Origin of the sequence: Hymenobacter sp. BT491 (assembly GCF_014349165.1) — a bacterium.
GTDB lineage: Bacteria > Bacteroidota > Bacteroidia > Cytophagales > Hymenobacteraceae > Hymenobacter > Hymenobacter jejuensis.
In genome coordinates, this window is the sequence record NZ_JACSJJ010000004.1 from 246,923 (window position 1) to 273,272 (window position 26,350).

At 58.1% G+C, this 26,350-nt stretch carries 22 protein-coding genes; 18 read left to right on the forward strand and 4 right to left on the reverse strand.

Features of this window, described 5'->3' with window-relative positions; all coding sequences use genetic code 11:
- The first annotated feature begins 44 nt into the window (after nt 1-44).
- From H9I52_RS17785 to H9I52_RS17805, 5 genes are all read left to right on the forward strand, one after another.
- Complete coding sequence (locus H9I52_RS17785; RefSeq protein ID WP_187454976.1) at nt 45-1,076, forward strand: 5-methylcytosine restriction system specificity protein McrC; 1,032 nt, start codon at nt 45-47, stop codon at nt 1,074-1,076.
- Between the two features lie 139 nt (nt 1,077-1,215).
- Nucleotides 1,216-2,868, forward strand: coding sequence for a TldD/PmbA family protein (locus H9I52_RS17790; RefSeq protein WP_139515054.1), 1,653 nt, complete (start codon nt 1,216-1,218; stop codon nt 2,866-2,868).
- A gap of 71 nt (nt 2,869-2,939) precedes the next feature.
- Nucleotides 2,940-4,274, forward strand: a complete 1,335-nt coding sequence (locus tag H9I52_RS17795) for a TldD/PmbA family protein (protein WP_187454977.1) — start codon at nt 2,940-2,942, stop codon at nt 4,272-4,274.
- A gap of 237 nt (nt 4,275-4,511) precedes the next feature.
- Entirely contained in the window at nt 4,512-6,164 is a 1,653-nt protein-coding gene (locus H9I52_RS17800) for a TldD/PmbA family protein (RefSeq protein WP_187454978.1), read from the forward strand.
- A 70-nt stretch (nt 6,165-6,234) separates the two neighbouring features.
- On the forward strand, nt 6,235-7,560 hold the full coding sequence (locus tag H9I52_RS17805) for a TldD/PmbA family protein (protein ID WP_187454979.1): 1,326 nt from the start codon (nt 6,235-6,237) through the stop codon (nt 7,558-7,560).
- A 116-nt stretch (nt 7,561-7,676) separates the two neighbouring features.
- Here H9I52_RS17805 and H9I52_RS17810 read toward each other — a convergent pair whose 3' ends face one another.
- Nucleotides 7,677-8,306, reverse strand: a complete 630-nt coding sequence (locus tag H9I52_RS17810) for a porin family protein (RefSeq protein ID WP_187454980.1) — start codon at nt 8,304-8,306, stop codon at nt 7,677-7,679.
- Between the two features lie 147 nt (nt 8,307-8,453).
- Entirely contained in the window at nt 8,454-9,065 is a 612-nt protein-coding gene (locus tag H9I52_RS17815) for a porin family protein (protein WP_187454981.1), read from the reverse strand.
- A 200-nt stretch (nt 9,066-9,265) separates the two neighbouring features.
- Here H9I52_RS17815 and H9I52_RS17820 point away from each other — a divergent pair, with 200 nt between their 5' ends.
- From H9I52_RS17820 to H9I52_RS17845, 6 genes are all read left to right on the forward strand, one after another.
- The gene (locus tag H9I52_RS17820; RefSeq protein WP_187454982.1) at nt 9,266-9,889 is read left to right on the forward strand and encodes a DUF4159 domain-containing protein; all 624 of its coding nucleotides are present in this window, start codon (nt 9,266-9,268) and stop codon (nt 9,887-9,889) included.
- Between the two features lie 117 nt (nt 9,890-10,006).
- Nucleotides 10,007-11,002 (forward strand): AAA family ATPase, encoded by a 996-nt coding sequence (locus H9I52_RS17825; protein WP_187454983.1) that lies wholly within the window; start codon nt 10,007-10,009, stop codon nt 11,000-11,002.
- 58 nt (nt 11,003-11,060) lie between these two features.
- Nucleotides 11,061-11,936 (forward strand): DUF58 domain-containing protein, encoded by an 876-nt coding sequence (locus tag H9I52_RS17830; protein WP_187454984.1) that lies wholly within the window; start codon nt 11,061-11,063, stop codon nt 11,934-11,936.
- A gap of 65 nt (nt 11,937-12,001) precedes the next feature.
- Nucleotides 12,002-13,555, forward strand: a complete 1,554-nt coding sequence (locus H9I52_RS17835; protein ID WP_187454985.1) for a BatA domain-containing protein — start codon at nt 12,002-12,004, stop codon at nt 13,553-13,555.
- On the forward strand, nt 13,552-15,798 hold the full coding sequence (locus H9I52_RS17840; protein WP_187454986.1) for a DUF4175 family protein: 2,247 nt from the start codon (nt 13,552-13,554) through the stop codon (nt 15,796-15,798). The genes H9I52_RS17835 and H9I52_RS17840 overlap by 4 nt, the downstream gene beginning before the upstream one ends.
- A gap of 13 nt (nt 15,799-15,811) precedes the next feature.
- Nucleotides 15,812-17,614 carry a hypothetical protein gene (locus tag H9I52_RS17845; protein ID WP_187454987.1) on the forward strand — a complete coding sequence of 601 codons (1,803 nt, stop codon included), beginning with the start codon at nt 15,812-15,814 and terminating at the stop codon, nt 17,612-17,614.
- A 118-nt stretch (nt 17,615-17,732) separates the two neighbouring features.
- Here H9I52_RS17845 and H9I52_RS17850 read toward each other — a convergent pair whose 3' ends face one another.
- Entirely contained in the window at nt 17,733-18,002 is a 270-nt protein-coding gene (locus H9I52_RS17850; protein WP_187454988.1) for a hypothetical protein, read from the reverse strand.
- Nucleotides 18,003-18,137: 135 nt separating this feature from the next.
- On the opposite strand from H9I52_RS17850, the gene H9I52_RS17855 reads away from it, so the two are divergent.
- The 6 genes from H9I52_RS17855 (at nt 18,138) to H9I52_RS17880 (ending at nt 24,423) form a co-directional block, all read left to right on the forward strand.
- On the forward strand, nt 18,138-18,725 hold the full coding sequence (locus H9I52_RS17855) for an RNA polymerase sigma factor (RefSeq protein ID WP_139515067.1): 588 nt from the start codon (nt 18,138-18,140) through the stop codon (nt 18,723-18,725).
- A 49-nt stretch (nt 18,726-18,774) separates the two neighbouring features.
- A complete protein-coding gene (locus tag H9I52_RS17860; protein ID WP_187454989.1) occupies nt 18,775-19,932 on the forward strand; it encodes a trypsin-like peptidase domain-containing protein in 1,158 nt (385 codons plus the stop codon).
- Nucleotides 19,933-20,099: 167 nt separating this feature from the next.
- Nucleotides 20,100-21,794, forward strand: a complete 1,695-nt coding sequence (locus H9I52_RS17865) for a DUF1800 family protein (protein ID WP_187454990.1) — start codon at nt 20,100-20,102, stop codon at nt 21,792-21,794.
- A gap of 56 nt (nt 21,795-21,850) precedes the next feature.
- Nucleotides 21,851-23,440, forward strand: a complete 1,590-nt coding sequence (locus H9I52_RS17870; RefSeq protein ID WP_187454991.1) for a DUF1501 domain-containing protein — start codon at nt 21,851-21,853, stop codon at nt 23,438-23,440.
- Nucleotides 23,441-23,665: 225 nt separating this feature from the next.
- On the forward strand, nt 23,666-24,016 hold the full coding sequence (locus H9I52_RS17875; protein ID WP_187454992.1) for a hypothetical protein: 351 nt from the start codon (nt 23,666-23,668) through the stop codon (nt 24,014-24,016).
- A 203-nt stretch (nt 24,017-24,219) separates the two neighbouring features.
- Complete coding sequence (locus H9I52_RS17880; RefSeq protein ID WP_187454993.1) at nt 24,220-24,423, forward strand: hypothetical protein; 204 nt, start codon at nt 24,220-24,222, stop codon at nt 24,421-24,423.
- Nucleotides 24,424-24,480: 57 nt separating this feature from the next.
- Here the strand turns inward: H9I52_RS17880 and H9I52_RS17885 are convergent, their stop codons facing one another.
- Nucleotides 24,481-25,152, reverse strand: a complete 672-nt coding sequence (locus H9I52_RS17885) for an SOS response-associated peptidase (protein WP_187454994.1) — start codon at nt 25,150-25,152, stop codon at nt 24,481-24,483.
- Nucleotides 25,153-25,280: 128 nt separating this feature from the next.
- Here H9I52_RS17885 and H9I52_RS17890 point away from each other — a divergent pair, with 128 nt between their 5' ends.
- Complete coding sequence (locus tag H9I52_RS17890; protein ID WP_187454995.1) at nt 25,281-26,294, forward strand: SMP-30/gluconolactonase/LRE family protein; 1,014 nt, start codon at nt 25,281-25,283, stop codon at nt 26,292-26,294.
- Nucleotides 26,295-26,350 lie beyond the last annotated feature (56 nt).

The following is a 26,350-nucleotide window of genomic DNA, read 5'->3' on the forward strand; positions in this document are numbered from 1 at the left end:
CCCTCCTTAATAAAAGAGGCGAACTGGATTAGTACTCTGACTCGATGATCCCAATTCAAAACTTATACTACCTGCTTTGCTATGCATGGAACCGCGTGCCCGACCGCTCGGAATGGCAAAGCGTGGATTCTGCGCCGTTTCATCGGCCGTTGGAACTGCTTACGCATCTGCTACTTAGTGGCACGCGGCGGCTGTTGCTCAAAGGCCTTTCGCAGGGGTATCAGGAGCAGGAAGCCGAGCTGACCGAGCTGCGCGGCCGGGTATTGTTGGCGCCGACGCTGGCCCGCGATTTGTTGCGCCAAGGCCGGGCGATGTGCGCCTACGATGAGCTAGGGCCGAATACGGCGTTCAACCAACTGCTGGCCGGTGCGCTGGATGTGCTGGGGCGCACGCGGCATTTGTCGAGCGCGCAACGCCAGGAAGTGCGGCGGGTGCGCGGCCGTTTTCCCAGCCGCGTGGTGTCGGCGCCGTTTTCGCGCAATCAGTTGCGGGCAGTGCGGCGGTTGCGGTTGCCGGCTGTTGAGTCATTTCTGCTGAATGTGTGCGAGTTGATCCAGCGCGGGGCACTGCCGGAGCCCGATGCCGCAGGGCGCACGCGCTTTCAGGACTTCCGCAACGACGAGCGTCTGATGGCCAACGTGTTCGAAGCGTTTGTGCGCAACTTCTACCGCCTCGAGCAGCGCCGCTACCGGGTGCTCTCCGAAACCATCACGTGGCAGGCCACCGCCGAGCGCAGCGAAGACCTCGACTTTCTGCCTAATATGCTCACAGACAGCACATTAGAAGCAGCTGATCGTAAGATCATTCTCGACACCAAATACTATGCAGCGGCTCTGCGCCCGCGCTACGACCGGCAGCGGCTTATTTCGCCGCACCTCTACCAGCTCTACGCGTACCTGCAAAACCAGCCGCACCGACCGGGCCAGCAGTTGGAAGGCGTGCTGCTGTATCCGGCCACGACGCGCGCCGTGGATTTGCGCTACACGCTGGGTGGCCACCCCGTGCGGGTGGTGACGCTCGACCTGAACCAGCCGTGGGAAGGCATCGCCCGCGACCTTCTGGAGTTGGTACACTAAGTTGAAGATGCCCGTGAAAACTGGAAGTTAGGCGGATAAAATTGTGCAGCCTTGTGAAAACAGCTGCGTCCCTTGGTTGTCCTTTCGGCTATTTCTGCCTAAACTTCAACCTAGTTTATTCCTCCAAACCTCTACCCTTTTGAAAAGACGTGAATTTGTAGGACTCACTGGCTTTGCGGCTGGTGCCCTGTTCCTGCCCAGTTTTCCCGGTTTTGGTGGCAATCCGGTCGATCCGGAACGGCTGCTGGAGCAGGTTGATCCGGCCATCAAAAAGCGCTTAGCCGACGCCGCCATGAATGCCGCCAAATCGGCAGGTGCTACTTACGCCGACGTGCGCATCGGCCGCTACCTCAACCAAAGCATTTTTACCCGCGAAAAGCAGGTGCAAAATATTGGCAGTGGCGAGAGCTACGGCGCGGGCGTGCGGGTGCTGGCCAACGGCACCTGGGGCTTCGCAGCTACCAACACCGTTACGGAAGCGGGCATGGCCAAAGCCGCCCAGCTGGCCGTGCAGATTGCCAAGGCCAACTCCAAGGTGCAGAAAGAGAAAGTGCAGCTCGCGCCGCAAAAAGGCTACGGCGACGTAACCTGGAAAACGCCGATTCAGCAGAACGCGTTTGAGGTGCCGATTGCGCAGAAAGTTGAGTTGCTGCTCGCGGCCAACGCCAAAGCGCTGGAAAACGGCGCCAGCTTTGTCAATTCGTCGCTTTTCCAGATCAATGAGCAGAAGTACTTTGCCTCGACCGATGGCTCGTACATCGACCAAGACATTCACCGCATCTGGCCCACGTTCAGCGTGACAGCCATTGATCGGGCGTCGGGCAAATTCCGTTCGCGGGAAGCGCTGAGTGCGCCCATGGGCCTGGGTTATGAGTACCTCACGCCTAAAGCCGCCGACAAAATCGCGGGGCCGACCGGCACGGGTTTAGTGGGTTACAAGATGAGCTACGACATGCTGGAAGACGCGGCCCTGGCTGCCCAGCAAGCCAAAAGCAAGCTCACGGCGAAGTCGGTGGTGCCCGGCAAATACGACGTGGTACTCGACCCGAACCATTTGGGTCTGACCATCCATGAAAGCGTAGGCCACGCCACCGAGCTCGACCGCGTGCTGGGCTACGAAGCCAACTACGCCGGTACGTCCTTCGCTACGCTGGACAAGTGGAAATCGAAGAACTTCCAGTACGGCTCGAAACTGGTAAACATCGTGGCCGACAAGCTTCAGCCCGGCTCGCTCGGTGCCGTAGGTTATGATGACGAAGGTGTGAAAACCGGCCAGTGGGACCTGATTAAGAACGGCGTGCTGGTTGACTACCAGAAAACCCGCGACCAAGCGGGCATCCTCGGCCAAGACCATTCGGATGGCTGTAGCTACGCGCAATCGTGGCAGGACGTGCAGTTTCAGCGCATGGCTAACGTGAGCTTGCAGCCGGGCAAGGAGAAGATGAGCGTCGACGACATGATCAAGAACGTGGACAAGGGCGTCTACATCGCCGGCCGCGGATCATATTCCATTGACCAGCAGCGCTATAACTTCCAGTTTGGCGGTACGGTGTTCTATGCCATCAACAAAGGCAAGATCGACGGCATGTTGGAAGACGTTGCTTATCAGGCCAATACGCAGGAGTTCTGGAATTCCTGCGCCGCCATCTGCGACCAGTCGGATTACCGCCTGTTTGGCTCCTTCTTCGACGGCAAAGGCCAGCCTTCCCAAGTGTCGGCCGTGAGCCACGGCTCGAGCACCACGCGCTTCAACGGCGTGAACGTGATCAACACGGCCCGCAAAATCGGCTAAAGCACGCCTCTCCGCCTCAGCCGAGGTAAGGAGTTTTACCACCGCATTTTCATTAGAAATCCTTTCCATACATGGCCATTCTCTCCAAAGACGAAGCCCAGACCATCCTTAAGAAAGTCCTGAGTTTCAGCACCGCCGACGAGTGCGAGGTGACGCTTAACGGCACGACCGGCGGCAACGTCCGCTCGGCCCGCAATGCTATTTCCACCAGCGGCGCCGTTGACAACGTATCGCTGGCCGTTGAGTCGCGGTTTGGCAAACGCTCCGGCATTGCTACTTGCAACGAGTTCGACGACGCTACCTTGCGCCGCTGCGTACAGCGCGCTGAAGAGATAGCCAAGCTCGCGCCCGAAAGCCCGGAGTACATGCCCCTGCTCGGCCCACAGCAGTACCTGGAGTCGCCCAAGTCGTTTGCGGCCAACACGGCCGGCATCACGCCCGACTACCGCGCCCAGCAGGTTGCAGCCAGCATGAAGCTCTGCGACGCCAAAAAGCTGACTTCCGCCGCGTTCCTGAACGACTCGGCCGGCTTCGTAGCCAAGCGCAACAACAAAGGACTGGAAGCTTATCAGCAGATCACCAACCTCGATTTCTCCATCACGGTGCGCACGCCGGATGGCACGGGCTCAGGCTACGCCGCAGCCGACTTCACCGACATCGGCAAGTTCGATGCGGCCCGCATGACCCAGATTGCGGCCGACAAGGCCACGGGCTCGGTAGGTGCAAAGGCCATTGAACCAGGTAAATACACCGTTATTCTGGAGCCAGCGGCTCTGGTTTCCAATTCGGATGCCTCGCTGCTGGGTGCTTTGATGAACGCCCTCGACGCCCGCAACGCCGACGAAGGCCGCTCGTTTTTGAGCAAGAAAGGCGGCGGCAATCGCAAGGGCGAAAAGATGTTCGACGAGCGCGTCACCATCTACTCCGACCCCACCAACCCCGAGCTGGCCGACCTGACTTTCTCCGGCGACGGTCGCCCGCAAAAGAAGATGACCTGGATTGAGAAGGGTGTGGTGAAGAACCTGTATTCGTCGCGCTTCTGGGCCCAGAAAAACAACATCGCCGACATTCCGCGGCCGGGTGGGTTCATTATGGAAGGCGGTACGCAAAGCACGCAGGATTTGATTAAGGGCACGGCCAAAGGCATTTTGGTCACGCGCCTGTGGTACATCCGCGCCGTCGACCCTCAAACTCTGCTCTTCACCGGCCTGACCCGCGACGGTACGTTCTACATCGAAAACGGCAAGATCAAATATCCGGTCAAGAACTTCCGCTTCAACGAGTCGCCCGTGATCATGCTCAACAACCTGGAAGCCATTGGCAAGCCCGTACGCTTGGGCGGCAACTTGGTGCCCCCGCTCAAGATCCGCGACTTCACCTTTACTAGCCTTTCGGACGCTGTATAAGTATTTGATAATCAAATACTTATACAATAAAAAACAATAGAACGTCATGCAGAGCCATAGCGAAGCATCTCTACCGCTTCGGCTGAATAACGCTACAACGGAGCGGTAAAGATGCTTCGCTATGGCTCTGCATGACAGACGCGGATATGACTACCTCTTGAGTATTGGTAGATTTTCTTTTGCCATTTCATCCGCTATTCTAGTAGCTGGCCTTCACTCCTTCCAACCTTCTGCATTTTGAAAAGACGTGATTTCGTGGGACTTACCGGCCTTGCTGCCGGAGCCCTTTTCTTGCCTAGCATTCCCGGTTTCGGCGCCGGCAACCCCGTTGATCCTTCCCAGTTGCTGGAAGGCGTCGACACCGCGGTGAAGAAGCGCCTGGCCGACGCGGCCTTGAACGCGGCCAAATCGGCGGGTGCCACCTACGCCGACGTGCGCATCGGCCGCTACCTCAACCAAGGAATCTTTACCCGCGAAAAGCAGGTCCAGAACATCTCCAGCACGGAAAGCTACGGGGTCGGGGTGCGCGTAATTGCCAACGGCACTTGGGGTTTTGCCGCGACGAACACCGTCACGGAAGCCGGCGTTGCCAAGGCTGCCCAGCTGGCCGTGCAGATTGCCAAGGCTAACTCGAAAGTGCAGAAGGAACAAGTAAAACTGGCTCCGCAAAAAGGATACGGTGAGGTGTCGTGGAAGGCGCCAATTCAGCAGAACGCGTTTGAGGTGCCGATTGCACAAAAGGTTGATTTACTGCTAAATGCGAATGCCAAGGCCCTCGAAAACGGCGCCAGCTTCGTCAATTCAGTCTTGTTTCAAGTAAACGAGCAGAAGTACTTTGCCTCGACCGACGGCTCGTACATCGACCAGGACATTCACCGCATATTCCCGACGTTCGGCGTAACGGTAGTGGACCGGGCCTCGGGCAAGTTCCGCTCGCGGCAGGCCTTGAGCGCTCCGATGGGCTTGGGCTACGAGTACCTCACGCCCAAAGCCGCCGACAAAGTGCGCGGTCCGGCGGGCTCCGACATCGTAGGCTACAAGCAGAGCTACGACATCATCGAAGACATTACGGCCGCTGCCAAGCAAGCCAAGCAGAAAATCACGGCCAAATCGGTGGTGCCCGGCAAGTACGATCTGGTGCTCGACCCGCATCACCTGGGCCTGACGATACACGAAAGTGTTGGTCACCCTTTGGAGCTCGACCGCGTGCTGGGCTACGAGGCCAACTACGCCGGTACGTCCTTCGCCACGCTCGAATGGAAGGCAAAAAAAGCCCCGTATGGCTCGAAACAAGTGAACATCGTGGCCGACAAGCTTCAGCCCGGCTCACTGGGCGCCGTGGGCTACGACGACGAAGGCGTGAAAACGAAGCGCTGGGATTTGATCAAAGAGGGCGTGCTGGTCGACTACGAAAAGATCCGCGACCAAGCGCACATTGTGGGCCAGAACGAATCGGATGGCTGCTGCTACGCGCAATCGTGGCAGGACGTGCAGTTTCAGCGCATGCCCAACGTCAGCTTGCAGCCGGGCAAAGCCAAGCTGTCGGTGGACGAATTGGTGAAGGGCGTGGACAAAGGCATTTACATCGCCGGCAACGGCTCTTTTTCCATCGACCAGCAGCGCTACAACTTCCAGTTTGGCGGCCAAGTGTTTTATGCCATTGAGAAAGGCAAAATCACAGAGATGCTGGAAGACGTTGCCTATCAAGCTAATACGCAAGAGTTCTGGAATTCCTGCGCGGCCGTATGCGACGAATCGGACTACCGGTTTGCAGGTTTCTTCAACGACGGCAAAGGCCAGCCTTCGCAAAGCTCGGCCGTGAGCCACGGCTCGGCCACCACGCGCTTTAATGGCGTGAACGTGATTAACACGGCCCGCAAAATCGGCTAAACCGCACATCCCTCCTCCGTTGAGGAGGGATGTTTCTTTCCCTACTTTTTCTTTAAAAGCATTTCTCTACGTGGCCATTCTCTCCAAAGACGAAGCTCAGACCATCCTTAAGAAAGTCTTGAGCTTTAGCACCGCCGACGAGTGTACGGTCTACCTGAATGGACGCACCAACGGCAATGTGCGCTACGCTCGCAACAATGTGAGCACTTCTGGCACGACTGATAACGTGTCGCTGGCCGTGGAATCGCGATTTGGAAAGCGTTCAGGAACAGCTACTTGCAATCAGTTCGACGACGCTACCTTGCGCCGCTGCGTACAGCGCGCCGAGGAGATCGCCAAGCTCGCGCCCGAAGATCCCGAATACATGCCTTTGCTGGGGCCGCAGCAATACCTCACGCCGGTCAGTGCGGTAGCCAGCACGGCCAGTATTTCACCCGATTTTCGCGCCCAAGCGGCGGCCGACAGCATTGCGCTGTGCCAGGTCCGCAAGCTGACGGCGGCGGGCTACCTCGAAGACGGCTCCAACTTCCAGGCCATGCGCAATAGCAAAGGGCTTGAGGCGTACCAGCAGTCCACGCGGCTCGATTTTTCGGTGACGGTGCGCACGGCCGACGGCACGGGTTCGGGCTATGCCGTGGCCGATTTCACGGATTCCAGCAAGTTCAACGCCAAGGCTTTAACGCAGATCGCCGCCGATAAGGCGGCGGGTTCGGTGAATGCGAAGGCCATGGAACCGGGCAAGTATACCGTAATCTTGGAGCCGGCCGCGCTGGTCTCCGACGAAGGGCTGCTCAACCGCCTGATGTACGCTCTCGATGCCCGCGAAGCCGACGAAGGCCGCTCTTTTTTGAGCAAGAAAGGCGGTGGCAACAAGCTGGGTCAGAAGCTGTTCGACGAGCGCGTCACAATCTACTCCGACCCGCTGAACCCGGAAGCGCCAGGCAACATCTTCGACGGCGACGGCCTGCCGGTGAAGCGCATGAACTGGATCGAGAAGGGCGTGATGAAGAACCTTTACTACTCGCGCTTTTGGGCCCAGAAAAGCAACGCCCAAGCCACAGCTTTCCCCAGCAACTTCATCATGACCGGCGGCACGCAAAGCACGCAGGACCTGATCAAGAGCACGGCCAAAGGCATTTTGGTCACGCGCCTGTGGTACATCCGCGATGTAGACCCACAGACGCTACTGGTAACGGGCCTGACCCGCGACGGGACCTTCTATATTGAAAACGGCAAGATCAAGCACCCAGTCAAGAACTTCCGCTTCAACGAAAGCCCGGTCATTATGCTCAATAATATCGAAGCCATTGGCAAGCCCGTGCGCTTGGGCGGCAACCTGGTACCCCCGCTCAAAATCCGCGACTTCACCTTCACCAGTCTTTCGGATGCTGTATAAGTATTTGATAATCAAATACTTTTCATAACAACCAAAGGCTATCCTGCTGAACGCTGCCGAAGCATCTTTACCGTTTCGGCGGCGCTCAGCAGGATAGCCTAAAGGCGCACTAGTTATTAATTGTGCCCGCCAATCTGGTAGCCGAGGTAAGCCTGAAACACGCGGTTTTTCAGTTTCGGGTCGTTGACCCCGGCTACTGACTTGGCATCGTTGATGTCGTTGAGGCCGGCGTTGAAGCGGGCCCCGATCAGCAGGCTGCTTACCTTTACGCCGAGCCCGGCGCACAGGCTGAAATCACCTTTCTTGTACTGGTCGTCTACCTGCTTGCTTACCTTGCCATATTGCGCCGGCGAAGTAGGCGTGGGCGGCGTAAGGAGCAGCGTACCAGCCTCTTTGGCCGTCATCAACAACCCAAACTGCGGTCCGGCCTCGACGAACACGGGCCCGGCCGTGAGCTTGACCAAAATGGGCAGGTTGAGGTATTGGAGCTTGGTGTCGTAATCTTCCACGTCGCTTTTGCGCTCTGTGCCTTGCACCGAGTACAGCAATTCGGGTTGGAGGGAAAGCGGTCCGGCTATTTTGTATTCGTAAAAGGCGCCGGCGTGGTACTGCGTTTTGTATTTGGTATCGGCGTTGATGTTACTGCCGTCGAGCACGGCCATATTAAGGCCAGCTTTGATGCCAAACTGGGCTTGGGCGCTGCCCGCCAGAAGCAAAGCAAACAAAAAAGAGAGGGAGCGTTTCATAGCAGAGGTTGTAGGGATTGTTCTCTGCAAAGGGCGGCATAAATCTGTTTGCTGTCAATCACATAAGAATGTGACCCTAATAAAGCAAAGAGCGTATATTCATAACTAACTAATAATTAGTTAGTTATGAATATACGCTCTTTGTCCTTAATCGCGGCCGCCGAGCTGGATGGAGCCGTACAGCTGGAACACCCGGTTTTTGAGCTGCGGGTCGTTGAGGCCGCTGAGGTTGCGCAGGTCGTTGATGTCGTTGAGGCCCGCGTTGAAGCGAGCACCCACGGTAAACAACGAGAGCCGCAAACCGGCGCCAGCCGCCACGCCGAAGTCGCCGCGCTTGAAGTCGTTGGTGGCGCGGCGCTTGATGTTTTCAAACGTCCCTTCGCCAGTTTGCTGGGTTCCGTTTTTGTCGGCATCCAGCAAAAATCCGACTTGCGGACCGGCTTCTACAAACACCGGCCCGATGTACACTTTCGCCAGCACAGGCACGGAGAAGTAGTGCAGCTTGGCATCGAAATTTTCGAACTCCGACTTAAAGCTGGTGCCCTGCGACGAGTACAGCAGTTCCGGCTGGATGGAAACCGGCCCCACCACCTTAAACTCGTAGAGCAGGCCGGCGTGGTAAGAGGTCATGTAGTGGGTGGAGGCATTCACGTTGGAGCCGTCGAGCACGGCTTTGTTGATGCCGCCTTTGATGCCGAACTGGGCATGCGCGCTGCTTACCAATACCAAGGACAGCAACAGCAACAGGATGCGTTTCATAGCGTAGGATTTGGGGATGAAAGAGTTGGGTAATAAAAGGGTATAGCCAAAAAGCAGGCCGACTTTCTATTCCTCAGATACCTAACGCCGGCCTTACCCCTATTCTTAAATCCGGAATCGTGTATTTTTTTCGCGGATTTGTGCTGAGGATGCCACCTTATCTGTTAGTTTTCGTCCTTGCCCTGTCTTAGCCGCGCTGCATGCCCTCACCGTTTACCTTCGTTCGCCTTCAATACCGCTCCGGCGACTGGGATGGTGTGGACGAGCGAATGCCCACCAACTTGCTGCATTCGCTGATTCAGTACACCACTGTACCCGTCAATCAGAAGGAAAAAGTAGTAGCCCTCGACAGCGCCGAGCTGTTCAACTACCCGTTCTGTTACCTCTCGGGGCACCGGTTGGTGCAGTTTAGCAGCCAGGAAAAAACCAACTTCACGCAATACGTCCGCAACGGCGGCTTCGTGTTCGTCGACGATTGCAACCACGACATCGACGGTCTGTTTGCGCGCTCTTTCGAGGAGCAGATGCGGCAGTGCTTCGGGGCGGGTGCCCTGAAGAAAATTCCGAAGACCCACCCGCTTTACCGCTCCTTCTTCACCTTCAAAGACGGCCCGCCGCCCACCAGCTTCGAGCTCAACGGCTGGGGCGATGACCTGGTGCACGACTACCTAAAAGGCGTGGAGATCAACGGACGCCTCGGCGTGCTGTACTCCAACAAAGATTACGGCTGCGAATGGGACTACGACTTCCGCAACAAGCGCTTTCTGGCCGAAGACAATACCAAATTCGGCGTCAATATTCTGATGTATGCCCTGACAGCCTGAACGATGTAGAACGCCTGCAAGAGGCTCCTACCGCGGATAACTCGCGTTATCATAGCCCACAATCAAACCACGACGGGCGCCGACAAGGCGCTTCTACCGCATGACCAACCAAACTGCATGACCGAACTAGACGTCAAGAATCTGCTTCAAAAGCTTCCGCCGCTGCGCGAGGAAATCGGCAAAATCATCGTCGGCCAGCAGCAAGTGCTCGACGAGGTACTGGTAGCCTTGCTGGCAGGTGGCCATGCGCTGCTGGAAGGCGTTCCGGGGCTAGCCAAAACATTGTTAGTCAGAACATTAGCTTCTGCTACTGATTTACCCTTTCGCCGCATCCAGTTCACTCCCGACCTCATGCCGACCGATATTCTGGGTACGGAAGTGTTGGAAGAAGACCACGGCACGGGGCACCGCTCGTTCAAATTCAACGAAGGACCGATTTTCGCCAGCTTGGTTTTGGCGGACGAAATCAACCGGACGCCGCCCAAAACGCAGGCGGCTTTGCTGGAAGCCATGCAGGAAGGTCACGTCACGTACGCGGGCCAGGAGCACGCGCTGCCCAAGCCGTTTTTCCTGCTGGCTACCCAAAACCCCATTGAGCAGTCGGGTACGTATCCGCTGCCCGAGGCCCAGCTCGACCGCTTTCTGCTGTACATTCGCATCGGCTATCCTTCTGAGCAAGAAGAACTTGCCGTACTGAATGGCACCACGGGCTCGGCCCGGGCCGAAGTGCGGCCGGTGCTTGGGGGCGAAGACATTCGGCAGTTGCAGCAGCTGGTGCGCCAAGTGAGCCTGAGCCCAGACCTGCTCGATTTTGTGAACCGCCTTGTGCGCGCCACCCGGCCCGCGACCAGCACCGTGAAATTTATTCAGGAATACGGCCGCTGGGGCGCGGGTCCGCGCGCTGGGCAAGCCCTGATTTTGTGCGCCAAAGCGCGAGCCTTGTTGCAAGGCCGGTTTGCCGCCACCATGGACGACATTCGGACGCTGGCTGCGCCGGTGCTACGCCACCGCGTGTTGCTGAATTTCAACGCCGAAGCCGAAAATCTCACGCCCGATCATGCCGTGGAAGAACTGTTGAAAGCGGTTTCGATGACGGCTGCTAAGCTGCCTTAACGAGGTTGCTTGCAGAAACAAGTGCCAAGTTAAGCCACTCACTTACAAAGACTTATCCTTGCTCTCTCCCGAAACCCTTGCCGCGTTGCGGAATCTGCCGCTGGCCGCCAAAACGGCGGCGGAAGGCTTTTTGGCGGGTCAGCACCTGAGCCGACGGCGCGGCGCGGGCATGGAGTTCAGCCAGTACCGCCCTTACTTGCCCGGCGACGATCTGCGCCGCCTCGACTGGCGGCTCGCGGCTCGCTCGGACCGCTACTATATCCGTGAATCAGAGGTAGATACGAGCCTTGTGGTGCACTTGCTGTTGGATGCCAGCGCCTCCATGAACCACCGCGACGACAATGGATTAACCAAACTCGACTATGCGCGGCTCTTGCTGGCAGCCTTGGCCTATTTGGCTCATAATCAAGGAGATGCCGTAGCGCTCACCGTTTTGCATCCAGCGGGCATTCAGCATCTTAGCGGGCAAAGTGATTCGCGGCAGCTGCCTCGAATTTTTCATGCGCTCGAAAATGTAGAAGCGGCCGGTCGCTTTCCGGGCAACGACGCGCTGGCGCCACTCACTGCCCGCCGCCAGCGCGCCCTAATCATTTGTGTGAGTGACCTTTACGAAGAAAACTCAGAGATCGAGCAACTTCTGACGCGGCTGCGGGCGGTATCGGGCGAAGTGATGGTGTTGCATACGCTGGCCCGCAACGAGTTGGACTTCACGCACCGCGGCTCCGTGACGTTTCAAGATCTGGAAACCGGCCACACTTTGCAGCTTGACGCCGATCAGCAGCGCGCCGCCTACCAGCAGCAGTTGCAGGAATGGCTGCGCAACACGGCACAAAATGCCCGCCGCCACGGCTTCGACTACCACGAAGTCAATACCTCCGAGCCTTTGGATCGGGCGCTGCGGGAGTTTCTCAGACGAAGACAGAGTATAAATTAATACATTGATTATCAATATATTATAAAACTATAGAATAGGTTTACCTTCACCTCACTCTGTTTCCATTGCTCACCTTCCTTGCTCCTTCTGGTTTGTTGGCGTTGCTGGGCATTGCTGTGCCGGTGGCCATTCACCTGTGGAACCGCCGGCCGGGCCGCACCGTGCCGGTGGGCAGCCTACGGTGGTTGGAGGCAACGGCCAACCGGCGCTTGCGGAGCCTGAAGCTAGAGCAGCTGGCGCTGCTGCTGGTGCGCATTGCCGTGGTAGCGCTGCTGGCTGTGGCGCTGGCAAGCCCGGCCTGGCAACGACCACCGGCTCCAACGCGCGGGCAGGTTTTCATCAGTCCCGATCTATTGCCAACGGGCTCGCTATCGGCATTCCGCCCCGGCATCGATTCGCTGCGCCGCCGGGGCTACGAAGTGCGCCGCCTGGCACCGGGGTTCCGGCTTATTTCGGCGGCAGCTTGGCGCAACCTCGATTCGGTAGCGGCCGCTGGCGCAACCGACTCATTACCAGCCGATCAGTTGTGGGCACGCGTGAGGCAGGCGGCAGATTCCTTCCCCAACCGCCCAATTCGAGTGTTTACTTCGACTAGCTTAGGTCATTTCCAAACCAGCCGTCCGGCCTTGCCCGCCCAACTGACGTGGCAAGTCGTGCCCACTGCCGACTCCGGGGCTTGGCTGCAAAGTGCTTACCAGTCCGGCCCCGATAGCCTGCGCCTGCTGGTGGGCCGTAGCACCGAAGCCGCCGCCACGTTTCGAGTGGTGCGCGTGCGAAAGCCGAACGCCGGCGAGGCAGTGCGCGTAGCCGGTTTGTCGCCGCTGCACTACGCAACTATGGCCACTGGAGCTACCCTACAACCCGGCGACAGTAGCTCTGCTGCCGTAGCAGTCAGTACCGCGCCGCTTCGCATCTGGGTTCGGTATGATGCTGCGCACAGCGAAGACGCCCGGTACTTGCGGGCGGCGTTGCAGGCAGCCGCGGCGGGTTTGGCGGCGCCGCTTGCGCTCACTGTGTCGGCCGCGCCGCCGGCCGCAGCGGCATCCCTCGACTGGCTGTTTTGGCTTAGCGATGCGCCGGTGCCCGCCGGCTGGCAACAACGCGTGCGGCGGGGCTTGCGGCTGTGGCAGGACGCTAAGGCGCCGGGCCAGTCTTCCGAGGGTTTCTTGGCAAACGCCGCAACTGTAGCGCCCGTGCGTATTCTGCGCCGCAGCAAAGAGGCAGTGCCTGCCACGGGTCAGAGCTTATGGGCTGACGGCCAGGGCCGAGCCGTACTCAGCTACCAAAGCATTTCGCAAGGCTCAATATATCAGCTACATACGCGCCTACACCCTGACTGGAGCGAATTGGCGGATAGTCCGAATCTACCGGCGCTTTTGCTAGATATTCTGCAACCAGAGCAGAAGTCAACCAACTGGGCAGCAGACAAACGTGCGCTCGATGCTGCCCAAATTCATCCGGCAAACCACATGGTTTCAGTAGCCACCAGCAACCGTCCCGCACCCGATTCTTACCTCGATTTGCGGCCGTGGGCAGTGCTGGCTACAGGCTTGTTGTTTGCCTTGGAACGTCTGCTGGCACAACGGCGCCTGTCCTTTTCTTCTACTCCTGCCGCATGAGCCTCGTAACCCAAACCTCCTCCCATCCCGCAGTGGCGGCGCTCCGAACGGTATGGCACGCCTACGCCGGCCGGCGGACGGTGGCTGTGCTGCTGCCTGCGGCGGCCGTGGGCGTGCTGCTGGCCGTAGTTGGTTGGGTGTGGCCCGCAGGTCGTTGGGCGGTAGGCTTGCTAGGCGCGGCCGGGGCCGTTTGGCTGGTGAGCTACTTGGTACGCCTGTGGCGACCGAATTTTGCTGCCCTCAGCAGCCAGCTCGATCAGCGCTATCCGGTGCTCGAAAACAGTACTGGGCTATTGTTGCGCGACTCGGGCGAGCTGAATCTGTTGGGACACCTGCAACAGCAACGCGTGGCAGACAGGCTGCAAGAGCTGGCAAGCACCGAAAGCCACTTGTTGCCGGTTTCGTTTCGTACGTCCGGGCTGGTTGCGGGGCTGGTACTATTGGCGGCGGCGCTGCTGTGGCTGCTTCAGGCGCACGGAACTCAGCGGACCACAGCGACTGTCCAAGCCCCGGCGGTTAAGCTGCATTTCACTGAAGATCAGCCCAGTAAGAAACCACAAGTCCTTGCTCAAATTACGGAAACGCGCATTATCGTCACGCCGCCTGCCTACACCCGGCGGGCGGGCTTTGCGGCGGCGCAGCCTTCTTTTCGCTGTCCCGAAGGCTCACGCATTCGCTGGACGGTGCACGTAAACAGCCCTGCTACCCAGCCGCCGCAACTCGAAATCGGGCGGCAACGGCTGGCTTTTCGTGCAGTAACGGGGCAACCCACGGTATTTGTGGCGGAGCAGGTAGTTAAGGCGTCGGTGCTGTACAGGCTGCGGTTTGCGGGCCGCACTTCCGATGATTACGCCATCGATGTGCAGCCCGATCAGGCGCCCGTTGTCCAGATCCAGACGCCCAAACCCTACACACTCGTCGAGTTTGGGCAGAAGCCGCAGGTGGGCATCCGGGTAGCTCTGCGCGACGATTACGGCCTGACGCGGGCCCGTTTGGTAGCTACGGTAGCACAGGGCCAGGGCGAAGCCGTGAAGTTTCGGGAGGTCGTAACTGACCTCAGTGCTGGACTAGGCAAGCAGCCCACACAAAGCATTGCAAATCAAACACTTAACCTACCTAAACTAGGATTAACTTACGGCGACGAAGTATATTTTTACGTTCAGACCTGGGACAACAATAGCCACACGGCGCGCTCCGATACTTACCTCGTGCAGTGGGAAGACACCACGGTAAACGAGGCGGCTACCGACATTTCGCTGGGGGTAAACGTAGTGCCAGCCTATTTCCGCAGCCAGCGCCAAATCATCATCGACACCGAAAAGCTATTAGCCGAGCGCCGGAGCGTGGAGGCGACTGCCTTTTCGGAACGCTCTAATAATCTGGGGTTTGACCAAAAAGTGCTTCGGCTGCGCTACGGCAAGTTTCTGGGGGAAGAGTTCGAGCAAGGACTGGCCGAAACCGCTCCCAAACCGCCCGTGGCCGACGCCGACAGCAGCCACAATGAACACCCCGGCACAGAGGAAGAGCACGAGCATGGTCCGCCCACTGCCGATGCGGCCAACGCGTCGCCCACGGCCGAAACTGACGCCCTCAGCCGACCTTACATGCACCTGCATGACGACGAAGAAACCGCGGATTTCCTGGAGCCCGCCGTGAAAGCCAAGTTGCGCGGTGTGCTCGACCAGATGTGGCAGGCAGAGCTGCGGCTGCGTACCGTACGCCCCGTCGAGGCCTTGCCCTTTGAGTACCGCGCCTTGCGCCTGCTGAAGCAAGTGCAGCAGCAGACCCGGGCCTACGTAAAAAAATCCGGCTACGAGCCTCCCGTCTTGCCCGAATCGACTATTCGCCTGACGGGCGAACTAATCGGCGCAGCCGCACCCCGCCTACAACAAGACGTGCGCACCACTGCCCCCGATCAGTCAATAGTACGGGAGGCGTTGGGGACACTGCAAGCCTTGCGGCGCGGCGAAACAGCCAGCAGCACCGATGCCGCGCGGCTGGATCGGGCCGGGCCAGCTATTGCGCAAGCCGCCGTGCGTCGTCCGGGAGCTTACCTACGCGCCTTGCGCGAGCTGCGTCAGCTCACGACAGACATACGCTCCCACCGCGCCTTGTGCGCTACTTGCCTGGTTTCCGTTGAGCAGGCCCTCCACGAATTGTTGCCGCCCCCGCCGCCGACTCCTACCCGCACCGCCGGCCCCGACCGCCTAGCGCGGCGTTATTTCCAGGAATTAAGCCGGTAAGAACTCAGCCTGAATGCCTTCCTCTCTCCAATTCTACACCCTACTGATTTTCTGCCTGTTACTGGCTGTGTGGCTCACTGTGGCCGCCCTCCGAAGGGCAAACAGAGCTCGTTTGGCGGCGCGCCTGCTGGCAGGCCTAGCCGCTGCGGCAGGGCTGTGGTTTACCGCTTTCCCCCTAACGCGAACACTGGGCACCTCGCGCAGAGAAGCCATACTATTAACCTCTGATTATCAAATAGACACTCTTCAACAGCTCCTCCGAAAGCTGGGCCCGGCCACCACGGTGTGGCGCTACAATGAACTTGTCCCAGCCGAGGCGCCGGTGCTGGCCAGCCTGCCGGCCTTGCCAGAACGCCACCCCGCGTTGCGCCGGTTGCATGTGTTGGGCCGGGGGCTGCCGGCCGCCGATGCCTCGCTGCCCGGCAATCTGCAACTCGTGCAGCACACGCCGCCAGCCTTCACGGGCTTTCGCGCGGCGCACTGGAATCGGCAGCTAGAGTTGGGTAAACCGGTGGAGCTAGAAGGTTTTTTTGAAAATACCGAGGTAGCCAAAGCACCCGTCTGGGTGTATCTGCAAGCGGCCGGCACAGCCCGCGATTCGGTAAAGCTGCCGACGGGCCGTGGCGCTTTTCGGCTACATTTCACGCCTAAAGCAACGGGCTTATCCGTGTACGAACTGGGGGCTAGAAAACAGGCCAACACGACGCTGGCGCGCGAGCCCGTGCCCGTGGAAGTGCTCCCAACCCGACCCTTGCGCGTGTTGCTACTGGCCAGCACGCCGTCGTTTGAGTTCAAATTCCTGAAAAACCAACTAGGCACGCAGCAACATGCAGTGGCACTGCGCGTTGGCATCAGCAAAGGCCTTATTCAGACGGAGTTTCTTAACCAGCCTGCCCACGATCTCAGTCGCCTCACCCCGACGCTATTGGCCCGCTACGACGCAGTAGTGGCGGATGCCGGCACCCTAAGCGGACTTTCTGCTGGCGAAAACCAAGCCCTGCAAAACGCCATTCGCAGCCAAGGCTTGGGGCTGATTGTTGTGGCCGACGCCGCGGCTTTGCCGCGTACTACTCCGGCTCGGGCGGGGTTTGCCGTAGTGCCCCGTGCTACGGCTGTCACCGTCCGGCCGCAACCTTTGAAATGGCCGGGCGCGCCTGAAAAAGCAACGGCGGTAGTGCCGGGCAGCTTACACCTCTCGGCTGGCTCGCGGGCACTGGTTACAGATGCTCAGCAACAAACCCTGGTAGCCGATCGGCGCTTCGGAACGGGCCGCGTGGTAATTGCGCTGGTGCCCGAAACCTTCCGCTGGGTATTGCAAAACGCAACCCAAGCCTACGATTCGTATTGGAGCTATTTGCTATCGACGGCCGCGCGGCCATTGGCGGTAGAGGAGCGGTGGCACGTGCTGGAGACGTGGCCGCATGTGCAACAGCCTCTCACCCTACGTTTGGAAGCGGCCCGTTTGCCAGCCCAGCAGCCCACTGTGCAGCGGGCGGGCGCACCTGCCGCCCGGCTCGCCTTGCGGCAGGACGTGCGCTTGCCCGAATGGAGGACGGGCCAATATTGGCCAACCACCGCCGGCTGGCACCGCGTACAGCTACCCCAAAAGGCTGCCCAGTGGTTTTATGTGTACGATACCAAAAACTGGGTAAACGCACAAATAATTGATTATCAAGCACTTAATAATAGAGCTAAAATCCCCGCCTCAGCTTCCTCAGACGCATCGGATACAGTGCAGCAACCTTGGCCGGTAGCGTGGTTTTTTGGAGTATTTCTGCTGGCCGCCGGATTTCTTTGGCTGGAAGAAAAGCTATAACGCCGGCAGCCTGCTTTCGTATTCTTTCTTAAGCCTCCTAAAACAAAACAGCCCGGCTTTCCTTGCGGAAGCCGGGCTGTTGTAAGCTATACGCTAGCCGGCATTAGCCGGCAGGTAATTACTTTTGCTCAGTCGTAGTGGTAGTAGTCGACGACGAAGAGGTGGTCGAAGCACCAGCAGCGTCAGTTGTAGCAGGAGCAGCAGTAGCCGACGAATCAGTCGTCGTGGTGCTCATGGTTGAAGTCGAGTCAGTAGTAGTAGCAGGAGTAGTAGTTTCAGCCGAGCCAGCTTCCGTAGTAGTGGTTTCGGTGGTCGACTTCGATTCGCAAGAAGCGAGGCCAGCAGCGAGGAGAACGGCAAGAGCAGAAACCTTGATGAGATTCTTCATTTTGGTATTAGGTTTGAAAAATTTAGTCTGAAAAACGCTCTTCATACCGGTCTTTCGGAAAGGTAACCCGACCATAGAAAATTATTTTTCGGGGGGTTACCAACGGGGCCGTTATGTATTAAACAACGAAAGCGAATGGGCAAGGGTCAACCTTCCTACACCGATGAAGAGTTCGTGGCGGCTATCCGTCGCGGCGACGACCGGGCGCTGGCGCAACTCTACCGCCTGCACCTTCCGATGATCTCACACTTTGTGCTGCAAAACAGCGGCTCGGAGGACGAGGCCAAGGATGTGTACCAGGAGGGCGTGATGGTGTTTTATGAGAAGATACGCGAAGGCACTTTGGAGCTCAGCTGTCAGATCAAAACGTACCTCTACGCTGTGTGCCGACGCTTGTGGTTGAAGCGGCTCGCCGAGAAAACCCGCTTCGGCGGCTCCCTCGACGACCACGAGCCCTACCTCGAAACCGGGGCCGAAGCCGACCTGTTGGAGGCCGAGGAACGCGACCGGCGCTTCGCTACTATGAGCGAAGCGTTGAACCGCGTAGGGGAGCCTTGTCGTTCACTCTTAGAAGGCTATTACCTGCAGGACAAATCCATGCAGCAACTCACGGCGGAGTTTGGCTATACCAATGCCGACAACGCTAAAAATCAGAAATACAAGTGTTTAGTCCGCTTGAAAAAATTATTCTTCACCCACTTCAAGGAAGAAGAATCGTTTTGACCAAGCACTCACGGGCACACGGCGGGAAAATGATTCTCGCACTCTCTATATGAAAACCGAAGCTGATTACTACGCTTTATTTGAGGCTTACCGCGACGGCGAGCTCGGCGTACCGGCGCGGGCTGATCTGGAGCGGCGCCTGTCGGCCGACCCAAACCTGGCCCAGCGTTTTGCCGAGTTTGAGGAACTGACCGGCACGTTGCACCAATACAGCTCTCGCCTGGCTACCCGCCGCAAGCTCCACGCCATTCAGGCCGAGATTGACGCGGAACAGGCCATGCAGGAAGCGCCCCTTGAAACTGGCAACCCCAACATGCCGCTGCTGCACATTTCGCCGGTCGAGCGCAAGCTGCGCGATTTTTGGCATGCGCACCGGGCTACCATGATGGTAGCTGCCTCGGTCGCGGTGATGGCCGTGTTTGCTACGCTGCTGGGCATCGAGTTTTGGCGCGCCAACCAAAAGCCAGGCTCTCTGTACGGCTACCAAGTGCTGCGCCGTGAAGTAGAGCGCATCAAGCGCAACCAGCAGGCAATGAACCGCGCCATCAATCACATCGACGGACCGAAGTCGCCAGAAGAGCTCAACCCTGGCAAGTTCAGCGGTACGGGCTTCGCGCTTACTTCAGATGGCTATCTGGTTACGAGCTACCACGTTATCCAAGGTGCTGATTCTGTGTTGATTGAAAGCCGTGACCGCCAGCATTACCACGCCGAGCCGGTATTTTCGGATGTGGCCCACGACTTGGCTATCCTGCGCATCAAGGACAAGGATTTCAACGGTTTCGGCCGTCTGCCTTACACCTTCAAGCGTGGCCTTTCCGATCTGGGGGAGAAGGTTTATACGCTGGGCTACCCACGCGAAGACCTCGTGTACAACGACGGTTCGCTGAGCGCCCGCTCGGGCTTCGAAGGCGACACTGCGTTCTACCAGATCTCAATCCCGGTGAACCCTGGCAACAGCGGCGGTCCGCTACTCGACGACCGGGGCAACCTCATTGGCATCATCAGCGGCAAACAAATGGACGCTCAAAGTGCGGCGTTTGCTACCAAGTCGTCGTACCTGATGCGCCTTGTGGATTCGTTGTCGGCCGCTGGCACGTCGGCGCCTTACCGCTTGTCGCGGGGCAACCTACTAACTGGCACGCCCCGGCCCCAGCAGATCCGCAAGCTGCAAGACTATGTGTTTGTAGTGAAGGTTTACGAATAGCCGGTTTCACTTTTTCACTTCTGCAAGGCTTACAAGCCCCGCCCATAAGGCGGGGCTTTTTTGTGCTTATGCCCTAGCCAGCTGCGGCGCATTGGACTGGGCAACCATGCGGTTCAAATCGATATAAGTTCTTACCTTAAAAGGAGTTATCGAAGCCCCACCTCGCCATGGACAGAAGAGCTTTCCTGCACAAAAATGCCGCAGTGCTCGCAGCGCCCGCGGCGGCTATTACGACGGATGAAACGGTTAGTCGCTTCGCCAACAAAAAACTACCTGATACGGCACGCTCTACGGCAGGCTTCGCGCCCTACAGTGGCCCCTGGGGGTATGCACAGGCCGCTCACTTGCTACGCCGCAGCCTGTTTGGGCCTACACGCACCGAGATAGAGGGCGCTGCGAGCAGCTCGATGCAACAGGTTGTGGACGCCTTGCTGACCGCCCCCGCCGCGCCCAGCCCGCCAGTAAACGTAGCTTCCACCGACGCGAGCGTGCCCCTGGGGCAACCGTGGGTAACGCAGCCCTTCGACCAAGCGGTGGAAGGCGTGCGGCGCTCGTCGCTGAGGGCGTGGTGGATGGGCCAAATGCTCAACCAAAGCCAGTCGTTAGCGGAGAAAATGACCCTGTTCTGGCACAACCACTTTGTCATTGAGTTGGGCGACATCAACGACGCGCGCTACGGCTATCAGTATGCGGCCTTGCTGCGGCAGCAGGCGCTCGGCAACATCCGGCAACTTGCTAAGGATGTGACGATTGACCCGGCCATGCTGCGTTACCTCAACGGCAACCAGAGCACGGCTACTGCTCCCAACGAGAACTACGGCCGCGAGCTGCTGGAGCTGTTTACGGTGGGCAAAGGGCCGCTCATCGGGACGGGCAACTACACCAATTACACCGAAGACGACGTGAAAGCCGCTGCCCGTGTGCTCACCGGCTGGCGCGATAACAACCAGACGATCAGTGGCTACTTCACGGCTTCGCGCCACGATACGGGCGCCAAGAAATTCTCGGCGGCGTTCGGAAGCCGCACCATCACGGCCCGGGGCGATCAGGAGTACAAAGACCTGATTGATCTGATCTTCGATCAGCCCGAAACGGCGCGCTTTCTGTGCCGCAAGCTGTATCGCTGGTTTGTGTACTACGTCATCGACGCCGCGACGGAACAGAACGTGATCCAGCCAATGGCTGACTTGCTGATCAAGAGCAATTACGAAGTGACACCGGTGCTGAAATCGTTGCTCACCAGCGAGCATTTTTACGATCCGGTCAACATGGGCTGCGTCATCAAAAGCCCGCTGGATTTCACCGTGACGGTATGTCGGCAGTTGCAGATTGCGTTTCCGCCGGCTACCAACGTGGTGGCGCAATACGGCATGTGGGACTACCTCAACAGCCAGACGAACCTGCAACAGCAGTACTTAGGCGACCCGCCGAACGTGGCGGGCTGGGCGGCTTATTATCAGACGCCGCAGTTCTACGAAATCTGGATTAACGCCGTGACGCTGCCGCGCCGCAACCAGTTTACCGACCTGATGATCAGCACTAATGGCTATTCGCGTAACGGCGCCAAACTGCTTATCGACCCGATTGCGCTGGTGCAAGCCCTGCCGCCGGCCGTCGCCAGCGACCCCAATAAGGTGATCGCGGAGCTGACGAAACTCATGTTACCCATCACGCTCACCAGCAGCCAGTTGGAGTTTCTAAACGATGCGTTGCTGCCCGGCTTGCCCGATTTTGAATGGACCCAGGAATGGACCGCTTACGTAGCCGCCCCGACGAACGCTACCAAAAAGGCTTCGGTGAACACTAAGTTGCAGGCGCTGCTGCGCGCCATCATGGGGCTGGCAGAATATCACCTGTCTTAAAAGCACTAATTATTTGATTATCAATTAATTCTAATAAATCCGTTACTCGCCGGACTATGAAACGCAGAGACTTTCTTCAGACCACGGCGGCGGCTTCGGTGCTGCCGGTGCTCATGGGCGGCTTTCCGGTGGGGGCATATGGATTTTCGCCGGAGCTGGCGGCACTTACTAATGCGGCCGTCGATACCGACCACGTGCTGGTGCTGATTCAGCTGAACGGCGGCAACGACGGCCTGAACATGATCATCCCGCTGGACCAATATTCGGCCCTGATGAATGCCCGCCCGGACATTGTATTGCCGCAAAACGAGGTGCTGAAGCTCTCCGACCTGACAGGCATTCATCCGGCTATGGCGGGGCTGAAAAACCTGTTTGACAAAGGGCAGGTGGGCGTGGTGCAGAGCGTGGGCTACCCCAACCCCAACTTCAGCCATTTCCGCGCCACCGACATCTGGACATCGGCTTCCGACTCGAACGTGACGCTTACCACCGGTTGGCTCGGCCGCTATCTGGACGGCGAATACCCGAACTTCCCAACGGGTTATCCAAGCACACAATCACCTGATCCATTGGCCATTAGCATCGGGTCGGTGGTAAGCAACTGCGTGCAGGGCCCGACGGTGAACATGGGGATGGCGATTGCCAGCACGGCCTCGTTTTACCAGTTGCTGTCGGGCGGCGTCGATACGGCCCCCAATACGCCTGCTGGCCACGAGCTGACATTTATCCGGCAGGTGGTGCAGCAGACGCAGGTGTACACGTCCGTTATTCAGAAGGCGGCGGGCAAGGCCAAAAACCTGTCGGCGCTGTACCCGGCGGCCGGCCAAAACTCGCTGGCCGACCAACTCAAGATTGTGGCGCAACTGGTGGCCGGTGGCCTGCAAACGCGCATCTACGTGTGCAACCTCGGCGGTTTCGACACGCATGCCTCGCAGGTGCCCACCACCGGCAGCACTACTACGGGCACGCACGCAACGCTGCTGGGCAAGGTTTCGCAAGCAATTGCGGCTTTTGAAGACGATTTGCGGCTGCTCAACGTGCAGGACCGGGTGGTGGGCATGACGTTTTCGGAATTTGGGCGACGCATCAAGGCCAATTCTGGCCGCGGCACCGACCACGGCGCGGCCGCTCCCCTGTTTGTGTTCGGTACGGCTGTGAACCCGCGCATTCACGGCACCAACCCCATCCTGCCGCAAAATGCGACCGTGAACGACAACATCCCGATGCAGTTCGACTTTCGGGCCATCTACGGCAGCATCCTGAAAGACTGGTTTGGGGTATCCGAAGCCATGCTGAACGAGTTGTTGCCGCACAACGGGCCTTCGTTTCCGTACGTGCCCGTGCTGCGCACTTCCGTGGTGACGGGCGCCGTCGGTGCCGCCGAGGTCAACATTGCCGGGTTCAGCGTATACCCCAACCCCGCACGCGACCAAGCCACCATAGAATTTGAGGCCGAAGGCGGACACGTACAGGTGCTGGTCTTCGACACAATGGGTCGTGAGGTGCAGCGCGTTGCGGACCGGGTGTTGCCGCGCGGCAAACAACGTTTGCGCTTGGAAGTCAATGGGTTAGCGGCGGGTTCTTATTATTGCCACGTGCAGGAAGGCAGCCGGGTCAGCTCGCGGCTGGTGGTCGTCCTGAATTAAGAAATCGGGATTAATCCTTCTAATTAGACTCTGCTATTTTTAACTATAAAATGCTTATAATCAAGTTTTTATAGCGCATCAGAGCTGAACACTACCCTTTGCTGTTGCCCTATTCTTGCCGGCATAACGTAGCCTGCTGACAGGTTTTTGCGTACACGCCCCCTAGTGGCTTGGCCTACATTCCAGTGCCCTCTCTCTACCATAACTTTAACACCCGCTCCTGCTATGGAAGCCCAGATCGAACAACAGCTCGAAAAGATTCTACCCGAAGACATCGCACGCACTTTTGAAAGCGCTTACCACGTATTTCAGGGCGACCACGACAAGATGGAAGACCTGATTAAGCACGGGGGCAGCCTGCTGAAAAAAATAGCCCAGCGCCTCAACCCCACGCAAGTGATCATCGGCATCGCCGTGATTGCGGCCGTGGCCGTAGTCGTGGTCAATCGCAGCATGGAATTGCCGGAAGAAGGCGAAGCCAGCGATGCCTCCGACGATAAAAAAGCAAACGCTAAAAAGTTGAGCAGCGCCGGCCAGAACAAAGGTCAGCAAGAAGACAAACACGACAATAAATAGGGTTCTTCCTATCTAAGAGCCAACGACTTGTCTTAAGGTCGCTGTCTTTCGCCCCGCTTTTCAGGCAAGCCTGAGGAGCGGGGCTTTTGTATTGTTTTAGGATTATATAGTATATATATTTTGTTTAATTATAAATATAATTACTTTTATCCACGCCATAAGCGCATCTGCACCTTATCCCTCCATACCAAAACCACACTTGCATGAAGTACATCGCTACCCTACTGTTATTGGCTTTTGTTGGCTCAATGCCCCTACAAGCGGCTCACGCATCGGCTGCGGCAGGTCCGGCCACGGTGAATGCGACGCCCGAAGGAGCCCATTTCTTTCCTTGGTTTAAATCCAACAAGCGCAAGCATAAGCACGCTTACATGCGCACCCACAAGCGCAAACTCCATTACAAGTAATCCACTGATAAACAGCATCTTACACACCTATTGCCGAAACAGAGCCGGCCGTTGTCTTTAGGCGACGGCCGGCTCTAGTACTTCCGGGGAGTTGTGAGCCGGCGAATTGACGAGCGAAGAAATGACGTATTCGCGCATGTCGGCGGCCGGGTAAGACCGTAGCAAATCTTGGTGTGCCGCTACCGATACATCATCGTCGAGCCATGCCAATTCGGCCTCACGACCCTGCAAAATGACCGGCATGCGGTTATGAATCGTGGCCATCAGTTCGTTGGGCTCCGTCGTGATGATGGTGTACGTAGGCAATACTTCGCCGGTAGCGCGATCGAGCCATTCGTCCCATAGACCGGCAAACGCAAAAGGCTGCTCGTCACGCAGCAAAATGCGGTGCGGAACCTTGCCGCGCGTAGTTGGCTGCCATTCGTAGAAGCTGTCGGCCAGCACCAGGCAACGCTTCCGCTGCAAGAGTTGCCGGAAAGAAGGCTTTTCGGGCAGCGTTTCGGCGCGGGCGTTGATGGGCTTGGGCGCCTGCTTCACGTCTTTTACCCACCCCGGCAACAACCCCCACTGCAACAGCTGAATTTTGCCGGGCTCGGCGTTGGTAATGACCGGCAGCCGTTGCGAAGGCGCCGCGTTGTAACTGCTGCCCGGAGCCGACCCGTCGAAGGTGGCATCGAAGCGTTCTTCCAGTACCGGAGCAGGAATAATGGTGGTGTAGCGGCCGCACATACGAGTAGGGATAAAATGGTGGATAATGGCTGTTTTTATAACGTTTAGGGCCTCTTCTAAGTTCTTTAGCAGTCGTGCTAAAGAACTGTTTTTGCTTCGTAAGCGCATTTAGTTTCTACCTTGGCCGCATGAAGCATCGTCTTTTTCTGTTCCTGGTAGCAGTTCTGAACTGTGGTTCGCTGGCCGCCCAGACGCCCAAAGTGTACCCTACTTTTGGCAGCGTGACCCGCGAAAATCCCAAGCTCGATCAGTTGCTGGCAACCGATGCCAAGGTAGAAGTGTTGGCCATGGGCTACAAGTGGCTCGAAGGGCCGGTATGGGACAAACAGGCGGGTTATTTGCTGTTTTCGCATGCCCCTACCAATCAAATACTTAAGTGGAAAGAGGGCGAAGGCATTACGGAGTTTATGCACCCAGCCGGCTACACTGGGTTGGGCCAATACAGCAACGAGCCCGGCAGCAACGGCTTGGCTTTTACCACCGCCGGCCAGCTCGTACTCTGTGAGCACGGCGACCGTCGAATTTCGGTGCTCACCAAAAACGGCGGCAAGCTCACCCTGGCCGACAATTTCGCAGGCAAACGCCTCAACAGCCCCAACGACGTGGTAGTGCGCGCCAACGGCGATGTGTACTTCACCGACCCGCCCTACGGCCTGCCCAAGCAAGGCAACGACCCTACGCGCGAAACCGAGTTTAGCGGCGTGTACCGGGTTACGCCCAACGGCCAAGTAACGCTGCTGACCAAAGAACTAGCTTACCCGAACGGCTTGGCGTTTTCGCCCGATGGCAAAACCCTGTACGTGTCGCAGTCCGATTCGAAGCGGGCGGTCTGGCTGGCATTCCCGGTGCTGCCCGACGGCAACGTGGGCCCATCGCGGGTGTTTAAGGATGTAACCAGCATGGCCGCCCAGCTTCCCGGCTCACCCGACGGCTTCAAGATCGATCAGCAGGGCAACCTGTTTGCTACCGGGCCGGGCGGCCTGCACATCTACGCCCCCGACGGCACATTGCTGGGTCGTATTGATTTGCAGGGCGTTTCGGCTTCCAATTGCGCCTGGGGCGACGACGGCTCTACGCTTTACATCACCGCTACCGGCTACTTGTGCCGCATCCGCACCAAGACGAAAGGAGCTAACTGGTAAGGGATGCAGTACTGAAAATGCATGACACCCGTTTTATAAGTAATTAATTATCAGAC